General features: G+C 69.6%; 17 protein-coding genes, 1 tRNA gene and 1 pseudogene. 4 read left to right on the top strand and 15 right to left on the bottom strand.

What is annotated here, in order from left to right:
- Window positions 1-159 precede the first annotated feature (159 nt).
- The 12 genes from O5O46_RS29650 to mpaB all read right to left on the bottom strand — a co-directional run bounded on the left by O5O46_RS29650 (window position 160) and on the right by mpaB (window position 11,164).
- Window positions 160-1,464: a YcaO-like family protein gene (locus O5O46_RS29650; RefSeq protein WP_269858702.1), complete on the bottom strand. Its 1,305-nt coding sequence runs from the start codon at window positions 1,462-1,464 to the stop codon at window positions 160-162.
- On the bottom strand, window positions 1,461-2,714 hold the full coding sequence (mpaC, locus tag O5O46_RS29645; RefSeq protein ID WP_269858701.1) for a daptide-type RiPP biosynthesis dehydogenase: 1,254 nt from the start codon (window positions 2,712-2,714) through the stop codon (window positions 1,461-1,463). Before mpaC ends, O5O46_RS29650 begins: the two co-directional genes overlap by 4 nt.
- Window positions 2,711-3,988 (bottom strand): daptide-type RiPP biosynthesis aminotransferase, encoded by a 1,278-nt coding sequence (gene mpaD / locus O5O46_RS29640; RefSeq protein WP_269858700.1) that lies wholly within the window; start codon window positions 3,986-3,988, stop codon window positions 2,711-2,713. Before mpaD ends, mpaC begins: the two co-directional genes overlap by 4 nt.
- Complete coding sequence (gene mpaM / locus O5O46_RS29635; protein WP_269858699.1) at window positions 3,985-4,812, bottom strand: daptide-type RiPP biosynthesis methyltransferase; 828 nt, start codon at window positions 4,810-4,812, stop codon at window positions 3,985-3,987. Before mpaM ends, mpaD begins: the two co-directional genes overlap by 4 nt.
- On the bottom strand, window positions 4,809-5,945 hold the full coding sequence (locus O5O46_RS29630) for a glycosyltransferase family 2 protein (protein WP_269858698.1): 1,137 nt from the start codon (window positions 5,943-5,945) through the stop codon (window positions 4,809-4,811). The genes mpaM and O5O46_RS29630 overlap by 4 nt, the downstream gene beginning before the upstream one ends.
- A gap of 17 nt (window positions 5,946-5,962) precedes the next feature.
- Window positions 5,963-7,675, bottom strand: a complete 1,713-nt coding sequence (gene mpaP, locus O5O46_RS29625; RefSeq protein WP_269858697.1) for a daptide biosynthesis intramembrane metalloprotease — start codon at window positions 7,673-7,675, stop codon at window positions 5,963-5,965.
- A gap of 65 nt (window positions 7,676-7,740) precedes the next feature.
- Window positions 7,741-8,484 (bottom strand): ABC transporter permease, encoded by a 744-nt coding sequence (locus tag O5O46_RS29620; RefSeq protein WP_269858696.1) that lies wholly within the window; start codon window positions 8,482-8,484, stop codon window positions 7,741-7,743.
- Entirely contained in the window at window positions 8,477-9,211 is a 735-nt protein-coding gene (locus tag O5O46_RS29615) for an ABC transporter ATP-binding protein (RefSeq protein WP_269858695.1), read from the bottom strand. Before O5O46_RS29615 ends, O5O46_RS29620 begins: the two co-directional genes overlap by 8 nt.
- The gene (locus O5O46_RS29610; RefSeq protein ID WP_269858694.1) at window positions 9,208-9,417 is read right to left on the bottom strand and encodes a hypothetical protein; all 210 of its coding nucleotides are present in this window, start codon (window positions 9,415-9,417) and stop codon (window positions 9,208-9,210) included. The genes O5O46_RS29615 and O5O46_RS29610 overlap by 4 nt, the downstream gene beginning before the upstream one ends.
- Window positions 9,418-9,518: 101 nt before the next feature.
- Window positions 9,519-9,707, bottom strand: a complete 189-nt coding sequence (locus O5O46_RS29605) for a hypothetical protein (RefSeq protein ID WP_269858693.1) — start codon at window positions 9,705-9,707, stop codon at window positions 9,519-9,521.
- 37 nt (window positions 9,708-9,744) lie between these two features.
- On the bottom strand, window positions 9,745-9,921 hold the full coding sequence (locus O5O46_RS29600; protein ID WP_269858692.1) for a hypothetical protein: 177 nt from the start codon (window positions 9,919-9,921) through the stop codon (window positions 9,745-9,747).
- A 139-nt stretch (window positions 9,922-10,060) separates the two neighbouring features.
- Window positions 10,061-11,164 (bottom strand): daptide biosynthesis RiPP recognition protein, encoded by a 1,104-nt coding sequence (gene mpaB, locus O5O46_RS29595; protein WP_333482434.1) that lies wholly within the window; start codon window positions 11,162-11,164, stop codon window positions 10,061-10,063.
- A gap of 309 nt (window positions 11,165-11,473) precedes the next feature.
- Between mpaB and O5O46_RS29590 the strand changes: the two genes are divergently transcribed.
- Genes O5O46_RS29590 through rfbD form a run of 3 tightly spaced genes read left to right on the top strand, consistent with a single transcriptional unit; the run spans window position 11,474 to window position 14,474 of the window.
- The gene (locus tag O5O46_RS29590) at window positions 11,474-12,541 is read left to right on the top strand and encodes a glucose-1-phosphate thymidylyltransferase (protein ID WP_269858690.1); all 1,068 of its coding nucleotides are present in this window, start codon (window positions 11,474-11,476) and stop codon (window positions 12,539-12,541) included.
- Complete coding sequence (gene rfbB / locus O5O46_RS29585; RefSeq protein WP_269858689.1) at window positions 12,538-13,563, top strand: dTDP-glucose 4,6-dehydratase; 1,026 nt, start codon at window positions 12,538-12,540, stop codon at window positions 13,561-13,563. The genes O5O46_RS29590 and rfbB overlap by 4 nt, the downstream gene beginning before the upstream one ends.
- Entirely contained in the window at window positions 13,548-14,474 is a 927-nt protein-coding gene (gene rfbD, locus O5O46_RS29580; RefSeq protein WP_269858688.1) for a dTDP-4-dehydrorhamnose reductase, read from the top strand. Before rfbB ends, rfbD begins: the two co-directional genes overlap by 16 nt.
- Here rfbD and O5O46_RS29575 read toward each other — a convergent pair.
- A complete protein-coding gene (locus O5O46_RS29575; protein ID WP_269858687.1) occupies window positions 14,432-15,046 on the bottom strand; it encodes a dTDP-4-dehydrorhamnose 3,5-epimerase family protein in 615 nt (204 codons plus the stop codon). The genes rfbD and O5O46_RS29575 overlap by 43 nt on opposite strands.
- 357 nt (window positions 15,047-15,403) lie before the next feature.
- Here O5O46_RS29575 and O5O46_RS29570 point away from each other — a divergent pair.
- Window positions 15,404-15,766 (top strand): annotated as a pseudogene (locus O5O46_RS29570) (hypothetical protein); the annotation flags it as partial.
- Here O5O46_RS29570 and O5O46_RS29565 read toward each other — a convergent pair.
- Window positions 15,741-15,813, bottom strand: a tRNA-Lys gene (locus O5O46_RS29565). The pseudogene O5O46_RS29570 and the gene O5O46_RS29565 sit on opposite strands and share 26 nt — an antisense overlap.
- A 41-nt stretch (window positions 15,814-15,854) precedes the next feature.
- Window positions 15,855-17,384 carry an amino acid permease gene (locus O5O46_RS29560; RefSeq protein ID WP_269858686.1) on the bottom strand — a complete coding sequence of 510 codons (1,530 nt, stop codon included), beginning with the start codon at window positions 17,382-17,384 and terminating at the stop codon, window positions 15,855-15,857.
- Between the last annotated feature and the right edge of the window lie 135 nt (window positions 17,385-17,519).

The following is a 17,519-nucleotide window of genomic DNA, read 5'->3' as shown; positions in this document are numbered from 1 at the left end:
GGGATGGCTGCGCAGTGTCAGCGGCTGCACGGTGTCGACGTCCCACAACGGATGAGTGTGGTCAGGTCGGGGTGCCAGGAGGCGACCCGTTCCAGGGCGTAGCTCTTCAGGCGGCGCGGTGGACGGCGGGTGGCGCGCCGTCTGCTCACGCATCCACCATCAGATGAGGGGGTGGGGCGGTATGGCGTCGGTGACGGCCGCATGCGCGGTGAGTCCGGTGCGATGGGTGGCGGTGGCCAACCGGGGACGGTTCCACACGAAGGCACGCTGCTCGTTGACCAGTAGTGGCTGGTATCCGTCCGGGATCACCTTCACCACGGCCCACCCCATTTGCCGCAGCGGATCCGGCAGCCGGTGGCTGAGGTCAACAACCAGCGGACGGCCGCCGTCCGCGTGCACCGAGTCGATCAGCTCGGTCAGTGTCGCCTCCTCGCCTCCCCCTGGCGGTCGCAGCGGGACCGGCTCGCCGAAGCAGGAGGTCCAGCGGTCGACGGCCGCGACGCCCTCACCGGAGGCGAAGTAGAGGGCGCGGGCCACGTCGTCGGTGATCGCAGTCGGGTCGGGCGCCGGAGCGTCGGGCAGCCGGTGCCGGACGACGCGCAGCACCGAGTGGATCTGGAGCGCCTCCTGCAGCGCGCCCGCCAGGGCTGCCGCCGGGTCAGTGGACGCCTTGCAGCCCACGGCGGCCGAGGGGTGCCGGCGAGCGTCGTCTTGCGCACCGTCGACGATGATCCCGACCGCGCACACCACGCCCGGAACGCCCGTGGGCACTTGGGCCAGGATCGGTTCGCACCCGGCGCCGCCCGCCCGGTCCAGGGCGCGACGGAGCCTTGTCAGTGAAGGGCTCGGCGGGAGTTGCGCCAGCGTACTGCCCAGGTCGACACGCGGCAGTTCCAGGCGGCGGGCCCAGGCGACCAGGACCGCGTCGCGTTCGATGGTCTCCAGTAGCGCGGAGCGCAATGCCGCCTGATGGCCAGGGCCGGAGGCTGCCCCGGACGGTGAGGGGTCGAAGCCGACGGCATCGGCATCGGACGCGGGGAAATCGACCAGACCCGCGGGTACCCGTACGGTGACGCCATCGCTCAGTCGGCGAGCGGGGTACCACGCCAACTCGCAGCTCGCCACTGTCGGTTCGCCCATCGACGTCTCGTGGTGGCCGAAATCCAGAGTGGGCGCGCCCAGGGCGGCATGGGTCGCGTGGAGCGGATCGTCCGTCGGCGCCGGGCGTAGCGCGTACCGCTCGACCGCCTCTCCGATGGCACGGACGAAGACGTCCGACCGCGACACGCCGTAAGCCCCCACGACGTTGGCGGCCAGTGGACGGTCAGCGGGCGCCGGCCCGGCGTCCCATGCGAGTTCCATCATCCCCCGCCACAGTGGCTCGGTGGGCATGCTGGGAGGCAGGACCGTGCTGCCGCGGACCACACCCGTGGCAGGGGCGATGGTGGCCAGATAGTCGATCAACGCGAGGAGTCTCCTTCTGAACTGCCCGTCTCACCAAGGATGTCCGCGTACAGGGAACGCAGGTCAGCGGTGCGGAGGGCGCCGAGCATGGGGAGGCCGGCACCCCACGCACGTACTGCCCGCGAGGCCAGGGCGGCCGCCGAGACGGAGGGGCGTGGGCACCGTGGCACGGACCAGCGCTCGGCGAGGCCGCGGAGACCCGTGGCCGGGTCGGGCGAAAGGCCGGGCAGGTTGTCGCGTACCGCCTCCCAGGCCCGGCGGATGCGTGCCGCCTGGCCGAAACGTCCATCACCGGCGAGTGCCCGTCGCCATAGATGGGGTGCGGTGGCCGCGGTGGCGACCATCTTGCGTACACCGGCCACCGTCGCGAGTTCGTTGGACACGTACCAGATCTTGCCCGCGAATGGGTCGCGTCCCAGCTGGGAGCAGCCCAGCACGGTGCGCGCGCTCAGCAGGGCGGCGTCAGTGCGCACAGCGGCGTCATCTGCCGCGTCGCCCAGGTGGTCTCCGACAGCCGCCAACTGGCCCAGTAGGTGCAGGGATTCCGCGTCCGCGGTAGGTGGGCAGTGCGGTCCCGGTTCCATCGTGTAGCTGTTGAGGACCCGGAACAGCGCCTCCAAGACTCCTTCCCGGAGAAGCGTCGGGGGCAGGGTCCCGGTGGTCCAAGGGTCAAGCGCGGCCGTGTCGGCGGCGAGCAGCGGGGCGATGACCAGTTTGCGGTGGCCGCCGAGCACCGTGGTGGCCACCGCACTGACCTCCGCCGCCGTGCCGACCGTGGTGGGAACGGCAATGAGTTCGGGGCAGTGCTCCGGGCGACGGACGTCGGGGAAGACGACAAGCCCAGGCCTCGATCCGCCGTGCCGGATGCGGGCCGCGGCATCCGGGTCGGCGGTGAGCAGACGGCCCATGGCGGCCAGGTCGAGCACGGTTCCACCACCGACGGCGATGACGCGCTCGGCGCCGGACAGTTGGCCGCTGAGGGCCTCCGCCCGGGCCAGGTCCGAGGCGTCCGGGGCGCCAGCGTCGACGTCCAGGATCCGGCCGCCGCCGGAGGCCGCGGCCAGCCGCTGCACGAGACCACGCGGCAGCGCGGAGTCCGCGAGTACCACGGTGCCGTCATCGGCCGCCACCAGACCGCCTTCTGCGGCTCCTTCGGTGACCGCTCGTAGCGCGCTGCCGACGCCGACGTGCAGCAGCGTGGGGCGAGACCAGGTGGCGGGAATCTGCGGTGGTGCGGGTGCGGTGGTCACCGTGGCCGGGCTTCCTGGGCCGCGACGTCGGCCAGGCCCTTGTGCAGGGCGGTGCTCAGTGTTTCCAGCTCCGCCGGGGTGCTGGTCAGCGGGGGTATGACCTGGACGCAGCCGGGGCCGGGGTAGACGAGTGCGCCGTGGGCCCGGATCGCGGTGATGGTCCGTTGGACGGCCGCGGCGTCGAAGGGTGCGCCGTCACGGTCGACGAGGTGGACGCCGCGGAAGCAGCCGGCGCCGGTGACCCGGCCGACGACGGGCAGTCGATCGGCGAGGTCGGCGAGGAGTCCGTCGAGGTTCTTGGCGGTCCGACCGCCGTGGGCGAGCGCGTCGAGCACCTCGAACTGCCGCAGGGTCTCGGTGATCGCTGCGCAGGTCGGCGGGGTACCGGCCTGGGTCTCGGCATGCACGAAGAGGGCGTCATGCCGGTCGAACTCCGCGCAGACCCGATCGCCGACCAGAACGGCGGAGGCCGCGCAGGTGCCGTTGGTCAGGCCCTTGGAGGTGAGCAACACATCGGGCCGGGCAGCCCAGTTGTGGCTCGCGAACAGCGGTCCGGTCCTTCCGAAACCTGTGGCGACCTCGTCGGCGACCAGCAGGTAGCCGTACCGCTCGCGGAGCGCGAGCATGGCGTCGAGCAGTTCGGACGGTACGGGGTGAACTCCCGAGCCGAGTACCGGTTCGCAGACAACGGCGGCCACCTTGTGGCCCTCATGGGCCATCAACCGGGTGAAGTCGTCGGGCCGGTGCGGGTCGACGTGCCGGACCTGACGGACGTCGACACCGTACATGCCCTGTCCGAGCGCCTCCCCGGTCAGCGAGAAGGCACCGTAGGTCAGCCCGTGATAGCTCCCCTTGAGCCCCACCACCAGACGCCGCTGCGGCTCGCCGCGCAGTGCCGCGTACTGCCGGGCGAGCTTCATCGCCAGGTCGTTGGCCGACCCTCCGGAGGTCGAGAAGACCACACGGCGGTAGGTGTCCTGTCCCGCCGCGGCGATGAGCCGGGCTGCGGCGTCGATCGCGTGGTCATGGGAGCCGCGGAAGAGGGTCAGGTAGGAGGCTTCGCGCAGTGCGGTGTGCACGGCGTCGGCGATGGCCTCGTTGCCGTAGCCGAGGTTGACGTTCCACAGGCCGCTGGTGGCGTCGAACAGCTCGGAGCCGTCGGCGTACCGCAGGTACGCGCCGCGGGCCCCGGTCGTGCGCCGCTCGGGCCGACCGAAGGCACTGGGCGGGGAGAGCAGCTCCCACAGCGGGCGGTCGTGCGTTGTGAAGCTCATGCGGTGTTCCTCGCGACGATCAGGGTTGAGCCGGCGCCGGTCGTCGCACCGCGCACCGGGCGTGGGTCTTCGGTGGCGAATCCGGCTTCGGCCAGTTCGGCGATGACCTCGGCGGCCGTCACCAGGTGTACTTCGGACGTCAGCAGCAACGGCTCACGGTCCGTGCCGACCCGAAAGAGGGCGACATGGCGGCGCGACCGGTCCGCCGTCACATGGTCGATGAGGGTGCACACCGAGGTGCCGACCGTCATCGTGCGGGTGGTCTCCACCGGCCTGGCGGCGCCCTGGCCCGACTCCCGTCCACCGAGAGGGTCGAAGACGGTGAGCACGAAGGGGGCGCCGGGGTCCAGATGCCGCCGTACGCCGCGGAAGACCTCCGGGCGGATGGCCGGCGACAGCAGGCCGACGGTGGTGGTGCCCAGCAGCGCTGCTCCGTAACGGCGGTCCATGGCGAGGTGCCGGATGTCCGCCTCGACGATGGTGAGCCGCCGAGCCAGTTGGGCGGCTCGGGGATCGTCCAGCCGCTCGGCCAACAGGCGTAGCAGCGATGGGGAGTTGTCAACGCCGGTGACGTGGTGTCCGGCGGCGAGCAGGGGCAGGGTGAGGCGCCCTGAGCCGCAGGCGAGTTCGAGCACCGGCCCTTCGATGCCGCGCAACGCCGCGGTGATCTCGCGGACCTCGTGGCTGTCGCCCTGGCTCAACTGGTGGTAGAGCGGGCCTCCGAGGTCGCCGTAGAGATCGTCCACGGTCAGGGAGCCGCGCAGGGCGGCGGCGATCTCACCGGCGAGACCGGGCAGGTTGGGCGCGGTCGCCGAGTGGTTCATGCTGGTATCTCCTCCACGCGCCATGCGGGCGTCTGGGCTGGGCGGCGCTCACGGCCGGGCACCGTCGGCGGGCTGGTGTCGGTCCCCGCGCCGACGAAGGGGGCGAGCACCTGGTCGATCAGCGCGCGCTGGCGCGGCTGGGTCCTGCGGGTGAGTTCCTCGACGCGGGCGGCGTGCCTGGCGGTCATGCACCGCAGGACGCGCACCAGGGAGACATGGCCGTCGCGGCGTACCAAGGTGAGGTCCGGCCAGGGGTCGGCGGCGTCGTCCACCAACTCGACGACGGCCGCCAGGAGTTCGTGCCGCTCGGGCCGCCAGCCGAGGGGCCGCACGAGTCCACCGTCGTCCGCCAGTGCTCCGTACCACTCCAGCAGGTCCTGTCGGCAGGCTTCGAGCAGTGCCCGCGACCGGCGCGGGTCCTTGAGCGCTCGGTACGCCGCTCGTGCCGTTCGGGCGTCGGGGAAGCGGGCGATCTCCAGTTGGAAGCCGCAGGGCATGTGGTGCAGTCGCGTCGCGGGATCGTCCAACAGCCTTACGGTGGACTCCATCAGCGTGGTGCACCACACCCCCGCGTCGGCGAATCGCAGCCACAGGTCCCAGTCCTCAAGCCCGACCGGCGACTCGCGCCAACCGCCCACCGCCTCGGCCAGCCCGGCCTCGTGGGCGACCCGGGAAGGTTCGAACAGCGGGGCCATCAGCTGGAGTTCGGGGTGCCAGCACAGCAGGATGTCGGGTGGGGTGTGGACGGCCGCACCGGACGGGCGGACCCGGGTCGCCGCGGTGGCCACGAACCGCGCGCCGCTGTCGATCGCAGCGGTCACCCGGCTCAGATGGTTGGGCGTCCAGTGGTCGTCGTGGTCGATGTAGGCGATGGTGCCGCCCCTGGCCTGGTCCAGCGCCACGTTCCGCGGCCCGGACGGATGGCCGAAGCGCCGGGTGCGGATCAGCCGGACCCTGGGGTCCCGCGCGACGACGCCGGCCACAACCTCATCCGTGTCGTCGTCGCTCGCGTCCGAGACGACCAACAGCTCCCAGTCACGCACCGACTGGGCGCGTACCGAGTCCAGGGTGGAGACGATGGCGCGGCCCCGGTTGTACGTGGGGCAGATCACCGACACTCGGGGTGCGGACACAACCATTCCTTCGCTTCTCAACGGGTGAGGACGCGGACGACGGGTGCGCCGTACACCTGGACGATCCACCGGCCCAGCGGCAGGCTCCCGCCGTCCAGCGTCGCCGAGCCTGCGGGCGGCAGCGACGCAACTCCGGTGCTGGTGGCCGGATAGGCGTTCGCGGGCAACCGGGCGGCGTCCGCGCGGACCGGCAGGAACGCCTCGACCGGTGCGGAGACGGCCCGCCCGGCGGTACCGTCCAGTTGTCCCCGTGCCAGCCGCGCGCCGCCGCCCACGCCGGAGCGGTTGAAGCTCACCGGCATACCGGGGCGCAGCACGTGGGTGTCAGCCCCGGCCGGGAGCAGCACCTCGACGGTGTCCCCCTGCCGGATGTATCCCCCGTCCAGTTGGTACGGCACCTGGACCAGGGCGAGCAGCGCCACGGCGGCGCCGGCCACGGCGGCACCCACGCCGACGAGTCTGACCGGGCGGGCGCCGGCCGCTCTCGCCTCCCGCAGCACGCGCACGGCGCCGTTCAGGAAGCGCCAGGCGAGGTAGCCGAGGAGTGCGACCAATGCGACAGCGCCGAACACGCCCGCCCGCAACGCCACTCCGAGCCACAGGTACATGGCGGTACCGACGAGGTAAACCGGGAACGCCAGACAGCACAGACCGAAGGGAACCGCCCAGCGGACACCCGGCAGTTCACGCTCATAAACCCCGCCGAACAGGATCCTGGCCACAAAGCGCCGGGCGTCGTCCATCGCCTTGGTGCGCAGGTGCGGGATGTCGACCATGCTCATCAAGGCGATGTAGCCGTCGAACTTCACGAACGGGATCAGGTTCAGCAACCCGTGCAGATAGGTCATGGCGGCGAACGCGAGGGCACAGTCACCCAGCTCGCCCGACGGGACCAGCAGTGATCCGCTGGCCACCGCGCCCGCGACCGTCCACTGGACGGCGACACCGGCCAGCGCGGTCCAGGCCCGCTGCTCTCGGCGGGGCAGTCGCCAGCCGTCCGACACATCACAGAAGAAGGCGGGCGTCAGGTAGAACAGCATGATCCCAAGGCGGCTCGGTCTGCCGCCGAAGCAGGTCAGTACGGTGCCGTGCCCGAGTTCGTGCAGGGCCGTGGTCAGCAACAGAGCGCCGAAGAACAGCGCGTAGTCGCGAAGCGGCAGAGGATGCCCCAACGCGTATCCGACCTGTGTGGAGTTGGCGGCCAACACGCACACCCCGCATACCGCGAGCATCGCCGCGCAGATCCGGCCGGCCCGTCCGAAGGTCCGTAGCGCCAGGGGCCGGATCCGGGCGAGCAGGCGAGCCGGGTCGGCGAGTGTGAGGTGCACGGTGAGTGGCGGCGCGTAGCTGACGCGTCGCCGCCGAGGCGGTCGCGCGCTGTCCTCGGCCGTCGCCTCGCCCGAGATCAGGCCCATGCGGTCAAAGGCCAGCAGCGCGGAACGTACGTCGGCGGGGGTCCAGCGAGCGCCCAGCGCATCGGCCAGACCGGTGCAGTCCAGCCTGCCGTTCAGCAGTCGCAGCAGTGCGGCCGCGTCCCTGCCGACCCGCAGGTATCGCTGGTCGGCGCGGACGACGACCCATGGCGCGTCGTCCGCGCTGCCTTCCATCGGCGGGTGGATGACCGTCCCGGCCGCCCGGGCCGGACGCTCCGGTAGCGGACGGTTCCCCGGCGTACCTGGGGCGTCCGTTGCCGAGTGGTCCGTGCGGTTGTCGAGCCCGCCAGTTCTCATGGTGATCGTGATCGCTTTCGCATGCGGTCCAACGCGATGGCGCACTGCTGGACCGGCCGTTGGGGTCAGGTGATGTCTCTGCTCGCCAGCAGCTTGCGGGCGGCGACCGCCGCGACCGCCAGCCACGCGGCGATGACCACCAGCGCGATCGGTTCGGACAGCAACCCGGTCTTGTCGTCGCGGTAGACGCTGCTCATCGCGATGGTCATCAGGTACTTGCCAACGGACGGCAACAGTCGCTGCAACGCCGGATCGACCATCATCGTCATGACGAAGACCAGAGACACTGAGGCGACCTGGTGGCGCACCAGCCAGCCGAGGAACGTGCCCCATGGCCCGGCGAGCACGTTGACGAGGAAGACGCCGCCCAGGATCAGCCAGGTCTCGCGGTCGAAAACAGGTGAGCGGCCGATCGAGGAGAGGGCGCCGTAACTGGTCGCCACACCGACCACCACGGCCAGGGCGCCGAAGAGGGCCCCCACACCGCAGGAAACGATGGCCTTGGCCGCGAGCAGCCGGTTGCGGCCTCCGCTGAGGAGCACGGAACGGCTGATGTAGCCGTTCTGGTACTCACCAGAGACGGCCATCGCGCCCGCCATCGAGACGAACAGCAGGTAGGCGAACGGGTTACGGACCAGGTCGTGGGTGAGCACCGCCGCGGTGCTCGTTCCGGCGACGACACGGCCCCTCCCCTGGCTCATCAGGCCAAGGTTGGAGACCACGACGAAGAAGGTGCCGATGCCGAGCAGCCACAGCAGGGACCTGCTGTAACGCACCTTCAGCGTCTCGGCGGCGATCTGGTTACGCAACTGCTGCTCCTGACACCGGTGTTGCGGTCAGCTCGAAGAACTTCTCCTCCAGGCGGCTGCTGCCGTCCTCGGTGAGCTGTGCCAGCGAACCGCAGAACAGTAGGCGGCGTTGGAGGACGGCGACATCGTCAACGGTCTGTTCGAGTTCGGCCAGTTGGTGGCTGGAGACCAGGACGGTGCGGCCTTCGTCCGCGAGCGAACGCAGCAGCGTGCGAAGCCAGCGGATGCCTTCCGGGTCCATTCCGTTGGCCGGTTCGTCGAGCACCAGCAGCTCCGGGTCGCCGAGCAGGGCCGCGGCGATGGACAGCCGCTGGCGCATGCCGGTCGAGTAGCCCTTGACCTTGCGCCCGGCGCTGTCGGTGAGGCCGACCTGGTCGAGGACGGCGTCCACCCGGCTGGCGGCCAGATCCGCCGCACGGGCGGCGATCAAAAGGTTTCTGCGGCCGGACAGATGGGAGACGAAGCCCATGCCGTCCATGCTGACGCCCACCTGGCGGGCTGGGTGGGCGAGTTCTCCATACGGCACGCCGAAGACCGTCGCGGTGCCGCTGGTGGGGTGGATCAGGCCCAGCAGGCCCCGGAGCGAGGTGCTCTTTCCCGCTCCGTTGGAACCCAGCAGTCCGAGGATGCGTCCGCAACGCAGGGCGAACGTCAGATCCTCGACGGCCGTGGTGGTGCCGAAGGTCTTGGTGAAGCCGTCGAACCGGGCGGGGTCCTGACGCGTCACCTGTCGCTCCTGGACTGGGCGATGCGCAGTCCCATCAGCACGGCGAGGCCGAACTCGACGACCACGAGCACCGTCAGGGCGGTCCACCGTGCACCACCGTTCAGCACCAACGGGGAGAGCGCCATGAGCACCACCAGGACGAACATGATGGACGCCACGAACAATGGTGAGCGGAATCCCTGGTTGTCGACTGGCTGGCTTGTCATAAGTGCCTCCCGAGGTCTTGCTGTGGTTTGCGGTGCGCCGGGTTCCGCACTGCCTTCCGCGGACCGGTGTCGCGGAACCCGGCGATTCAACTACTCACCGGTCAGGTGATGGCTATGCCAATCCCGATGCCGGTGCCGAGAGCGGCACCACCGGCGGCACCCAACGTCAGACCGGTCGTGAAACCGCTCCAGAAGTCGGGGGCCTCCAGCGGCTCCAGCTCAGAGATACCCAGGTCGAGCCCGGGAGCGCTGAGCGCGGTGCGCTCAGACGCGGCGGCCGCTGCGTACATGCGGACGCTCCTTCCGTGATACGGGCCGAAAGGCCGATCAGGTGATGGCGACGCCGAGCGCGATGCCGCCGTAGACGCTACCGCCGACGACCGCGCCGCCGATGACGGTGCCGGTGACGAAGCCGGCAGCGGTGTCCCAGAAGCCCGGGGCCTCCATCGGCTCCAGCTCGGAGATGCCGAGGTCGAGCGTGGAAAGCTCAATGGTGTTCTGCATGATTTCCCTCCTTTCGGGATTTCCCGTGAGTGGTCTCCCCGTTCCAAACGGGAAAGCAGGGAGGTCGCGCTGTGCGCGCGCACGCCTCAGGGCATGACTGACTCAACAGCCGAGCCGGGGACGTGGGTCTTGGACGGGCTCAGCCCGTGATCGCCGGAATACCGGCGGGTGCCGCAGGCAGCCGCACACCGGCGCCCGTCAGGTGGCTCTCCACCTGCGCCACGGCACTCAGTGCGGCGTCTTGGCCGAGCCCGAGGTGCCGTGTTGCCATCTCTGCCGCCACGCCATGGTCCCCGTGGACCATCAGCAGCTCGACCAGGCGAGCGGCGTCCATGGACAGCTGGAACTGCCGGTTGCCGAGCGGCTCGTGGAGCACGGCGGTCTCGGGGTTGAACAGCAGCAGTGGAGCTTCCGCGCCGGCGACGGTGAGATCGACGGCCGGTGCGTCCTGGTCCCCCGTCGTCACCAGGCGCTCGGCGAAACCGGACACCCTCAGTTCGGTCAGGCCTCGTGCGGCCGCCATCCGCAGCGCGTCCAGGGCGTGCAGATAGCGTGACAGCCAGGGCCGCTGTCGGTGTGCGGCCTCCAGCACGGCGGTCGGAACAGCCTGGCCCAGACAGACCGGACAGCCGGAGCCTGGCGCACGCTCGATGGAGGACCAGACCGCGGTCAGTCCCTCCAGTCCGTCCCGCACAGTGCCGAGCAGGGCGCCGTGTGGCGCGGTCCGCACCTCACCGAGGCTGTTGACGAACAGCCGGTGGCGCGGGCCGCCACAGTCATGCGCGCCTCCCAGCGCGCACAGGTCGCCGAGCTGGATCATTGGGTGGACCAGCGCGGGCAGGAACGCCCCCCGTTCCCGCGCCTGATCGGCATCGTGCAGAAATGCCTCGAAGTCGTTCTCTCCGGTCACGCGGAGCAGGGTCGGTCCGGCTATCGCGAGGAAAGGCGCGACTGCGTAGTCCTGGACCTCGACGAAGAAGTCCTCACCCACCGACATCTCGTCACCGGGGGCGATGAACGAGCCCTCGTATTCCACAACCTCCGCTGTCGAAGCGGTAGTTGGAGCAGCACCGGAAGGGGAGAAAGCCATGGTTTCGCCGTCGCACAGACCGCTGTCGAGCACAGCCGGCAGCAAATCAGCCGACTCTACAAAGGCCGTCCTTGGCGACACATCATGTGTGGCCCCGACCAGACCCGCGCTACCGCGCCCCCAGATATGCAAGTGACGCAAAACATCCTGCATGTTTCCCCCTGCAAGCTGTTCGCCGCACGGCAGCGCCGCACGCCGAACCTTCCCCGTTTACCGTTGCCGTGGAAAGGCTTTGTTCAGCACCCACCAAGGTCAACCAGCCAGGTTCCCGTGGTCAGCACGAACCTGCTGGGGAGAACACAAGCACGTCCGCCCCGGTCCGGGCAACTCGGCCTTCTCCAGGCAGGATCCGCAGCTCAAGGCAGCCTCAACCGCCTTGACGCAGTTCGGGCGTCAGTGATGGAGTGACCCGGCAGGGACGCCTGATGATGCGGCGCCCAATGCGAGGAGCGAGTTGCACGAATGAAGGCCCTGGTACTCGCGGGAGGCTCGGGCACCCGGCTCCGACCGATAACCCACACTTCGGCAAAGCAGTTGCTACCGGTCGCGAACAAGCCGGTCCTGTTCTACGGTCTGGAAGCGATCGCGGACGCCGGGATTACCGATGTCGGCATTGTCGTCGGCGACTCCGAGGCAGAGATCCGTAACGCCGTGGGGGATGGCCGCGCATTCGGCATCACCGTCACGTACATCCAGCAACGGGCGCCACTCGGCATCGCGCACGCGGTACTGATCGCCCGGGAGTTCCTGGGAGAAGACGACTTCGTCCTGTACCTCGGTGACAATTTTCTGGTCGGCGGCATCACGGACGTGGTGGACACCTTCCTCACACAACGCCCGGACGCGCAGATCCTGCTCACCAGGGTGGCGCGGCCATCCGAGTTCGGGGTCGCGGAGCTCGATGGCACCGGCCGGGTCGTCGGCCTTCAGGAGAAGCCGCAGCGGCCCAAGAGCGATCTCGCGCTGGTTGGCGTCTACCTATTCGGCACCGCGATCCATGAGGCGGTGCGCGCCGTCCGGCCGTCCGCGCGTGGTGAGTTGGAGATCACGCACGCATTGCAGTGGCTGATCGACCACGGAAGTGACCTTCGCTCCACCGAGGTCAGCGGCTACTGGAAAGACACCGGCAACGTCGCCGACATGCTGGAGGTCAACCGCCTCGTCCTGGAGACCCTGGAGCCCCGGGTGGACGGTGAGGTGGACGAGACCAGCGAGATCATCGGCCGGGTGCGGATCGACGCGGGCGCGACGGTACGTCACTCCCGCATCGTGGGCCCGGCGGTCATCGGCTCCGGCAGCGTCCTCACTGACACGTATGTCGGCCCGTTCACCTCTATCGCCCAGGGCTGCCGGATCCAGGACAGCGAGATCGAGTTCTCCATCGTGCTCAAGAACGCCTCCGTGACCGGGGTCGGAAGGATCGAGGCATCGCTGATCGGCCGCAGCGTCGAGGTGACGCCCGCGCCCGCCGTACCGCGCGCCCACCGGCTCGTCCTCGGCGACCACAGCAAGGCGCAGATCTCCGCATGAAGCCACCTCGCAACGAACCGACCAGGATCCTCGTCACCGGCGGGGCGGGGTTCATCGGCTCCGCCTATGTCCGTGCACTGCTGTGCGGTCCGCAGGCCGACAGCGTCACAATCACCGTCCTCGACCGGCTGACATACGCGGGAAATCAGGCCAACCTGGCCGCCGTACGAGAACACCCGGGATTCGCCTTCGCCCACGGTGACATCTGCGACACGGAACTGGTTGACGAACTGGCCGCCACTCACGACCACATGGTGCACTTCGCGGCCGAGTCCCATGTGGACCGCTCGATCCAGGACGCGACCGACTTCGTACGCACCAACGTGCTGGGCACCCAGACCCTGCTGGCCGCCGCTGTTCGCCGTGGTGTCGGCCGGTTCGTCCACGTCTCCACCGACGAGGTCTATGGGTCCATCGCCGAAGGCTCCTGGCCGGAGACTGCCCCCGTGCAACCCAACTCGCCCTACGCGGCGTCAAAGGCCGCCAGTGACCTGGTGGCCCTGGCGTACCACCGTACGCACGGCCTTGACGTGCGGGTGACGCGCGCCTCCAACACCTACGGACCGCATCAGTACCCCGAGAAGATCATCCCGCGCTTCGTCACCAGCCTCCTCCAGGGCCGGAAGGTCCCGCTGTACGGAGACGGACGCCATGTACGGGACTGGCTGCACGTCGACGACCACGTCCTGGGCGTCGAGTTGGTCCGTCGTGATGGCCGCCCGGGCGAGGTCTACAACATCGGCGGCGGCAACGAACTGACCAACCGCGAGCTGACCGACCTGCTGCTGGCGGCGTGCGACGCCGGCTGGGAGATGGTCAGTCATGTGGCGGACCGCAAGGGCCATGACCTGAGGTATGCCGTCGACTGCTCCAAGGTCTGCGGCGAACTGGGCTACCGGCCACGGCACGACTTCCGCGACGGGCTCGCCGCCACCGTCTCCTGGTACCGCGACAACCGTGACTGGTGGGCGCCTTCGGTGTCCCAGGGGCGACCGGAAGCCGCACCATGCGGTGGCTGGTGACAGGTGCGGGCGGGCTGCTGGGCCACGACCTGCTCCGACGGCTCCTTGAGGAGGGCGAACCCGCGGTCGGCCTGCCCCGCACGGAACTGGACGTCACCGACGCGGCCGCGGTGAGGGCGGCGGTTCGCGATCTGCGCCCCGACGTGATCGTCAACTGTGCCGCCTTCACAGCCGTGGACGACGCCGAGCACGATCCCGCGCGGGCCCTGCGCGTCAACAGGGACGGTCCCGGCAACCTGGCCGCCGCTTGCGCCGACACCAGCACACGACTGCTGCACATCTCCACCGACTACGTCTTCGCGGGCGGAGCCACCCGCCCGTACCCCGTGGACGCCGGCCCAGCGCCGCGCACGGTGTATGGCCGCACCAAGCTGGCCGGTGAACGCGCCGTGCTGTCCTTGCTTCCGCACACCGGACACGTGGTGCGAACCGCCTGGCTCTACGGCGCGGTTGGCCGGAACTTCGTGCGCACCATGATCCGGCTGGAACGTGAACGGGAGACCGTTGAGGTGGTCACGGACCAGCGCGGCCAGCCCACCTGGTCCCTGGACCTGGCCGAGTGGTTGCTGTGGCTCGGGCGCGGCACGCTGGACGGTGCCATTCGGCCGGGGGTCCACCACGCCACCGCGGACGGTGAGACCACCTGGTACGAACTCGCTCGTGAGACCTTCCGCCTCCTCGGCGCTGACCCCGACAGGGTGCGGCCGACGACCAGCGACATCCTGCGCCGGGCAGCGGTTCGACCGAGTTACAGCGTGCTCGCTCCCAGAGGCTCGGATAAGGCTGCTCCAGGACCAATGCGCCACTGGAGGACCGCGCTGGCCGAAGCGGTCCCAAAACTGGTGGAGGCCGAACTCAACGCGGCCGGTCAGCCGACCTGCTCACTGGCGGCGGCGCGCAGGTCGGCGTAGAACTCCCGGCAGGCCCTGTACGAAGGCAGCAGCCCCCGGCGCTCCGCCTCTGCAAGGGTGGGTGCGGCGGCGTCCCTGGGCGACAACACCGGTTCCACATCGCCCGGCCAGTCGATGCCGAGGGCGGGGTCGAGGGGGTGGATCGCGTGTTCCCGCTGGGGCGCGTATCCCTGCGAGGTCAGATACGCCACAACCGTGTCGTCGGTCAGCGCGAGGAAGGCATGGCCGAGACCTTCCGCAAGGTAGACAGCACGACGGTGCTGGTCGTCCAGCCGCACGGCTTCCCAGCGGCGAAAGGTCGGCGAGCCGACCCGGAGGTCCACCACGACGTCGAACACCGCTCCGTGCAGGCACGTTACCTGCTTGCCCTGCCCCGGTGGCACGTCGGCGAAGTGGATGCCACGCAGCGCGCCACGACGGGAAACCGAACAGTTGGCCTGAGCGACCCGCAGCTCATGACCGGTCGCCGCCCGGAAGTCACCGCCCTGGAACCACTGGTGGAAGCTGCCCCGATCGTCGGCGAAGACATCAGTGTCCAGCAGCCACGCGCCCTCGATACCCAGCGGACGCACTCATGGCTCCTCAGCACTCGGCCAGCGGTCTGCCTGCGGAAAAAAGGCTTGACGGGACAGCAGGTGAGTCGAGCTATACAGGGAGAACTGTCACCGCAACACTGTCACCTGCGGAAACACCCTACAGGGCGGGGCCAACCCTCCCTTTCACGGTGTCCGACGTGGTGGGTTGACCGTTGAGCGGTCATCGGGAGCAGACGGTGGGGATGGATTGCGCTTGCTTCTTCTCCTTACCTCTGGCGTTGACGGCGGCTCATCATCGCGGCAGCGGACGCGGGCGCTGCGGCTTGCGTTCGCTGCTGCGGCACAGTGCCGGGAGTGGTGGAGCGTAGGCGGGCGGCTTCGGCGCGGCGGTTGGACCTGCCGCCGATCACGCTTCGGGATCTGCGGCATGTCGCGGCGACCCTCACCCACGGCGGAGGTGGCGATCTTCACACGATCAAGGAGACGCTGCGGCACTCCACGATCACGCTGACCTCGGACACGTACACGAGTCTGCTGCCCGAAGTCGACAAAGCCGCGGCCGAAGCCGCCGCGGAACCGTCCCGCGTGCCCCGTCCGGCGTCCGCTCCGTCGGCGGATGCCGAGCCGCCCACCCCCGCGGACGCCCCGGGCAAGGGAAAGCGCCCCGGCCGAAGCAACCAGCCGGGACGCGATCTCACAGGTCAGCGCCCCGCGAGGGGCGCTGGACCGGTGGGCCATCAGGGGCTCGAACCCTGAACCAATGGATTAAAAGTCCACTGCTCTGCCAATTGAGCTAATGGCCCGCACCCCGCAGCATAGCCGGGCGGGGGCCCTGGCTTCGATCTCATATGGCGTCGGTGGGCCGCGGATCCTTGAGGAACCAGCCGCGGGCCGACAGCAGCCACCAGGTGGCGGCGAAGCCCAGCACCGCCAGCACGGCGATCACCGCGTAGTTGAAGGTCTCGGCGGTCACCGGACTGGACTGCGGCAGCATGAACAGCAGCGTGATCAGCGTCACCCAGGCCACCGACACCACGCCGATCGGACGGCTCCAGCGGCCCAGGTGCCAGGGGCCGCGGTCGAAGCGGTCGCCCTGGCGCAGCCGCAGGTAGATGGGGATGACGTAGGCGATGTACTGGCCGATGGTGGCGATGGACGTCACCGCCCCGTACGCGGTCGAGTTGATCAGGTACGGCAGGCCCAGGACCAGCGCGCCCAGGGCGGCGAGCCAGACCGCGTTGGTGGGGGTGCGGGTGCGCGGGTTGATCCGCTGCCAGACGCGCGAGTACGGCAGCGCGCCGTCCCGTGAAAAGGCGTAGATCATCCGGCTGTTGGCCGTCACCGACGACATCCCGCAGAACAGCATCGCGCCGATCGCCACCAGGAGCAGCAGCTTGCCGCCGGTCGCGCCGACCGCGTCCAGCAGGATCTGCGCGGGCGGCACTCCGGTCCTGGTGTTCAACGTGCCGTCCCAGGACTGGATGGCGAAGGTGAAGCCCAGCAGCAGCACCAGGCCCGCGATCCAGGACAGCCAGATGGAGCGCACGATGCCGCGCGGCCCGGCCACCGAGGCGTCCTTGGTCTCCTCGGTCATGTGGGCGGAGGCGTCGTAGCCGGTGAAGGTGTACTGCGCCACGAGAAGGCTCAGCAGTCCCACGTACAAGGAGCTGTGCCAGCCGGTGTTGTTGACGAAGTGGGTGAAGACGAAGGACGCGGACTGGTGCTTGGCCGGTGCGAGGGTGAGCGCGCCGACGATCACCGCCACGCCGAGGACGTGCCACCACACGCTGACGTCGTTGAGGATCGCCACGATCCGCACGCCGAACGTGTTCAGCAGACCGTGCAGCAGCAGGATCACCGCGAACAGCCCGATGGTGCGCGGCGCGGTCACCGTGAAGCCGAACTGCAGGTTCAGATAGGCGCCCAGGAAGCTCGCCGCGCCGAAGTCCACACCGGCGGTCACCGCGATCTGGCCGAGCACGTTGAACCAGCCGGTGAACCAGGCCCAGGCGGCGGCGGTCCGGGGCGGCGCCAGCCGGTGCGCCCAGAAGTACAGCCCGGCCGAGGTCGGATACGCCGAACACACCTCCGCCATCGCCAGCCCGACGATCAGCGTCATCAGGCCCACCCCGACCCAGCCCCAGATCAGCATCGCCGGGCCGCCGGTGTTCATACCGAAGCCGTAGAGCGTCAGACAGCCGGATAGCACCGAGATGATGGTGAAGGAGACGGCGAAGTTGGAGAACGCCGTCATCCGCCGCGCCAGCACCTGGGTGTAGCCGAGTTGGCGCAGCCGCTCCTCGTCGGAGTCGTGCGGCGGCGGGGCGTGTTCGGCGGCGATTCTTTCGCCCGGGGAACCATTGAGTTCTGTCATGCCCACTGCGTTTCCCCGCGCTGGTGGTTCCAAAGCAGCGTGGCCGGAATTTAAAGGTATGAAACCAGACCGTTACCGCCCAGGCGGGCCGTGCCCCGCGGGTACAAAACGACGAACCCGGACGATGGTGTACAT

Source organism: Streptomyces sp. RPT161 (genome assembly GCF_027533845.1).
Classification (GTDB): domain Bacteria; phylum Actinomycetota; class Actinomycetes; order Streptomycetales; family Streptomycetaceae; genus Streptantibioticus_A; species Streptantibioticus_A silvisoli_A.
This window is presented reverse-complemented; position numbering and strand designations above follow the sequence as displayed.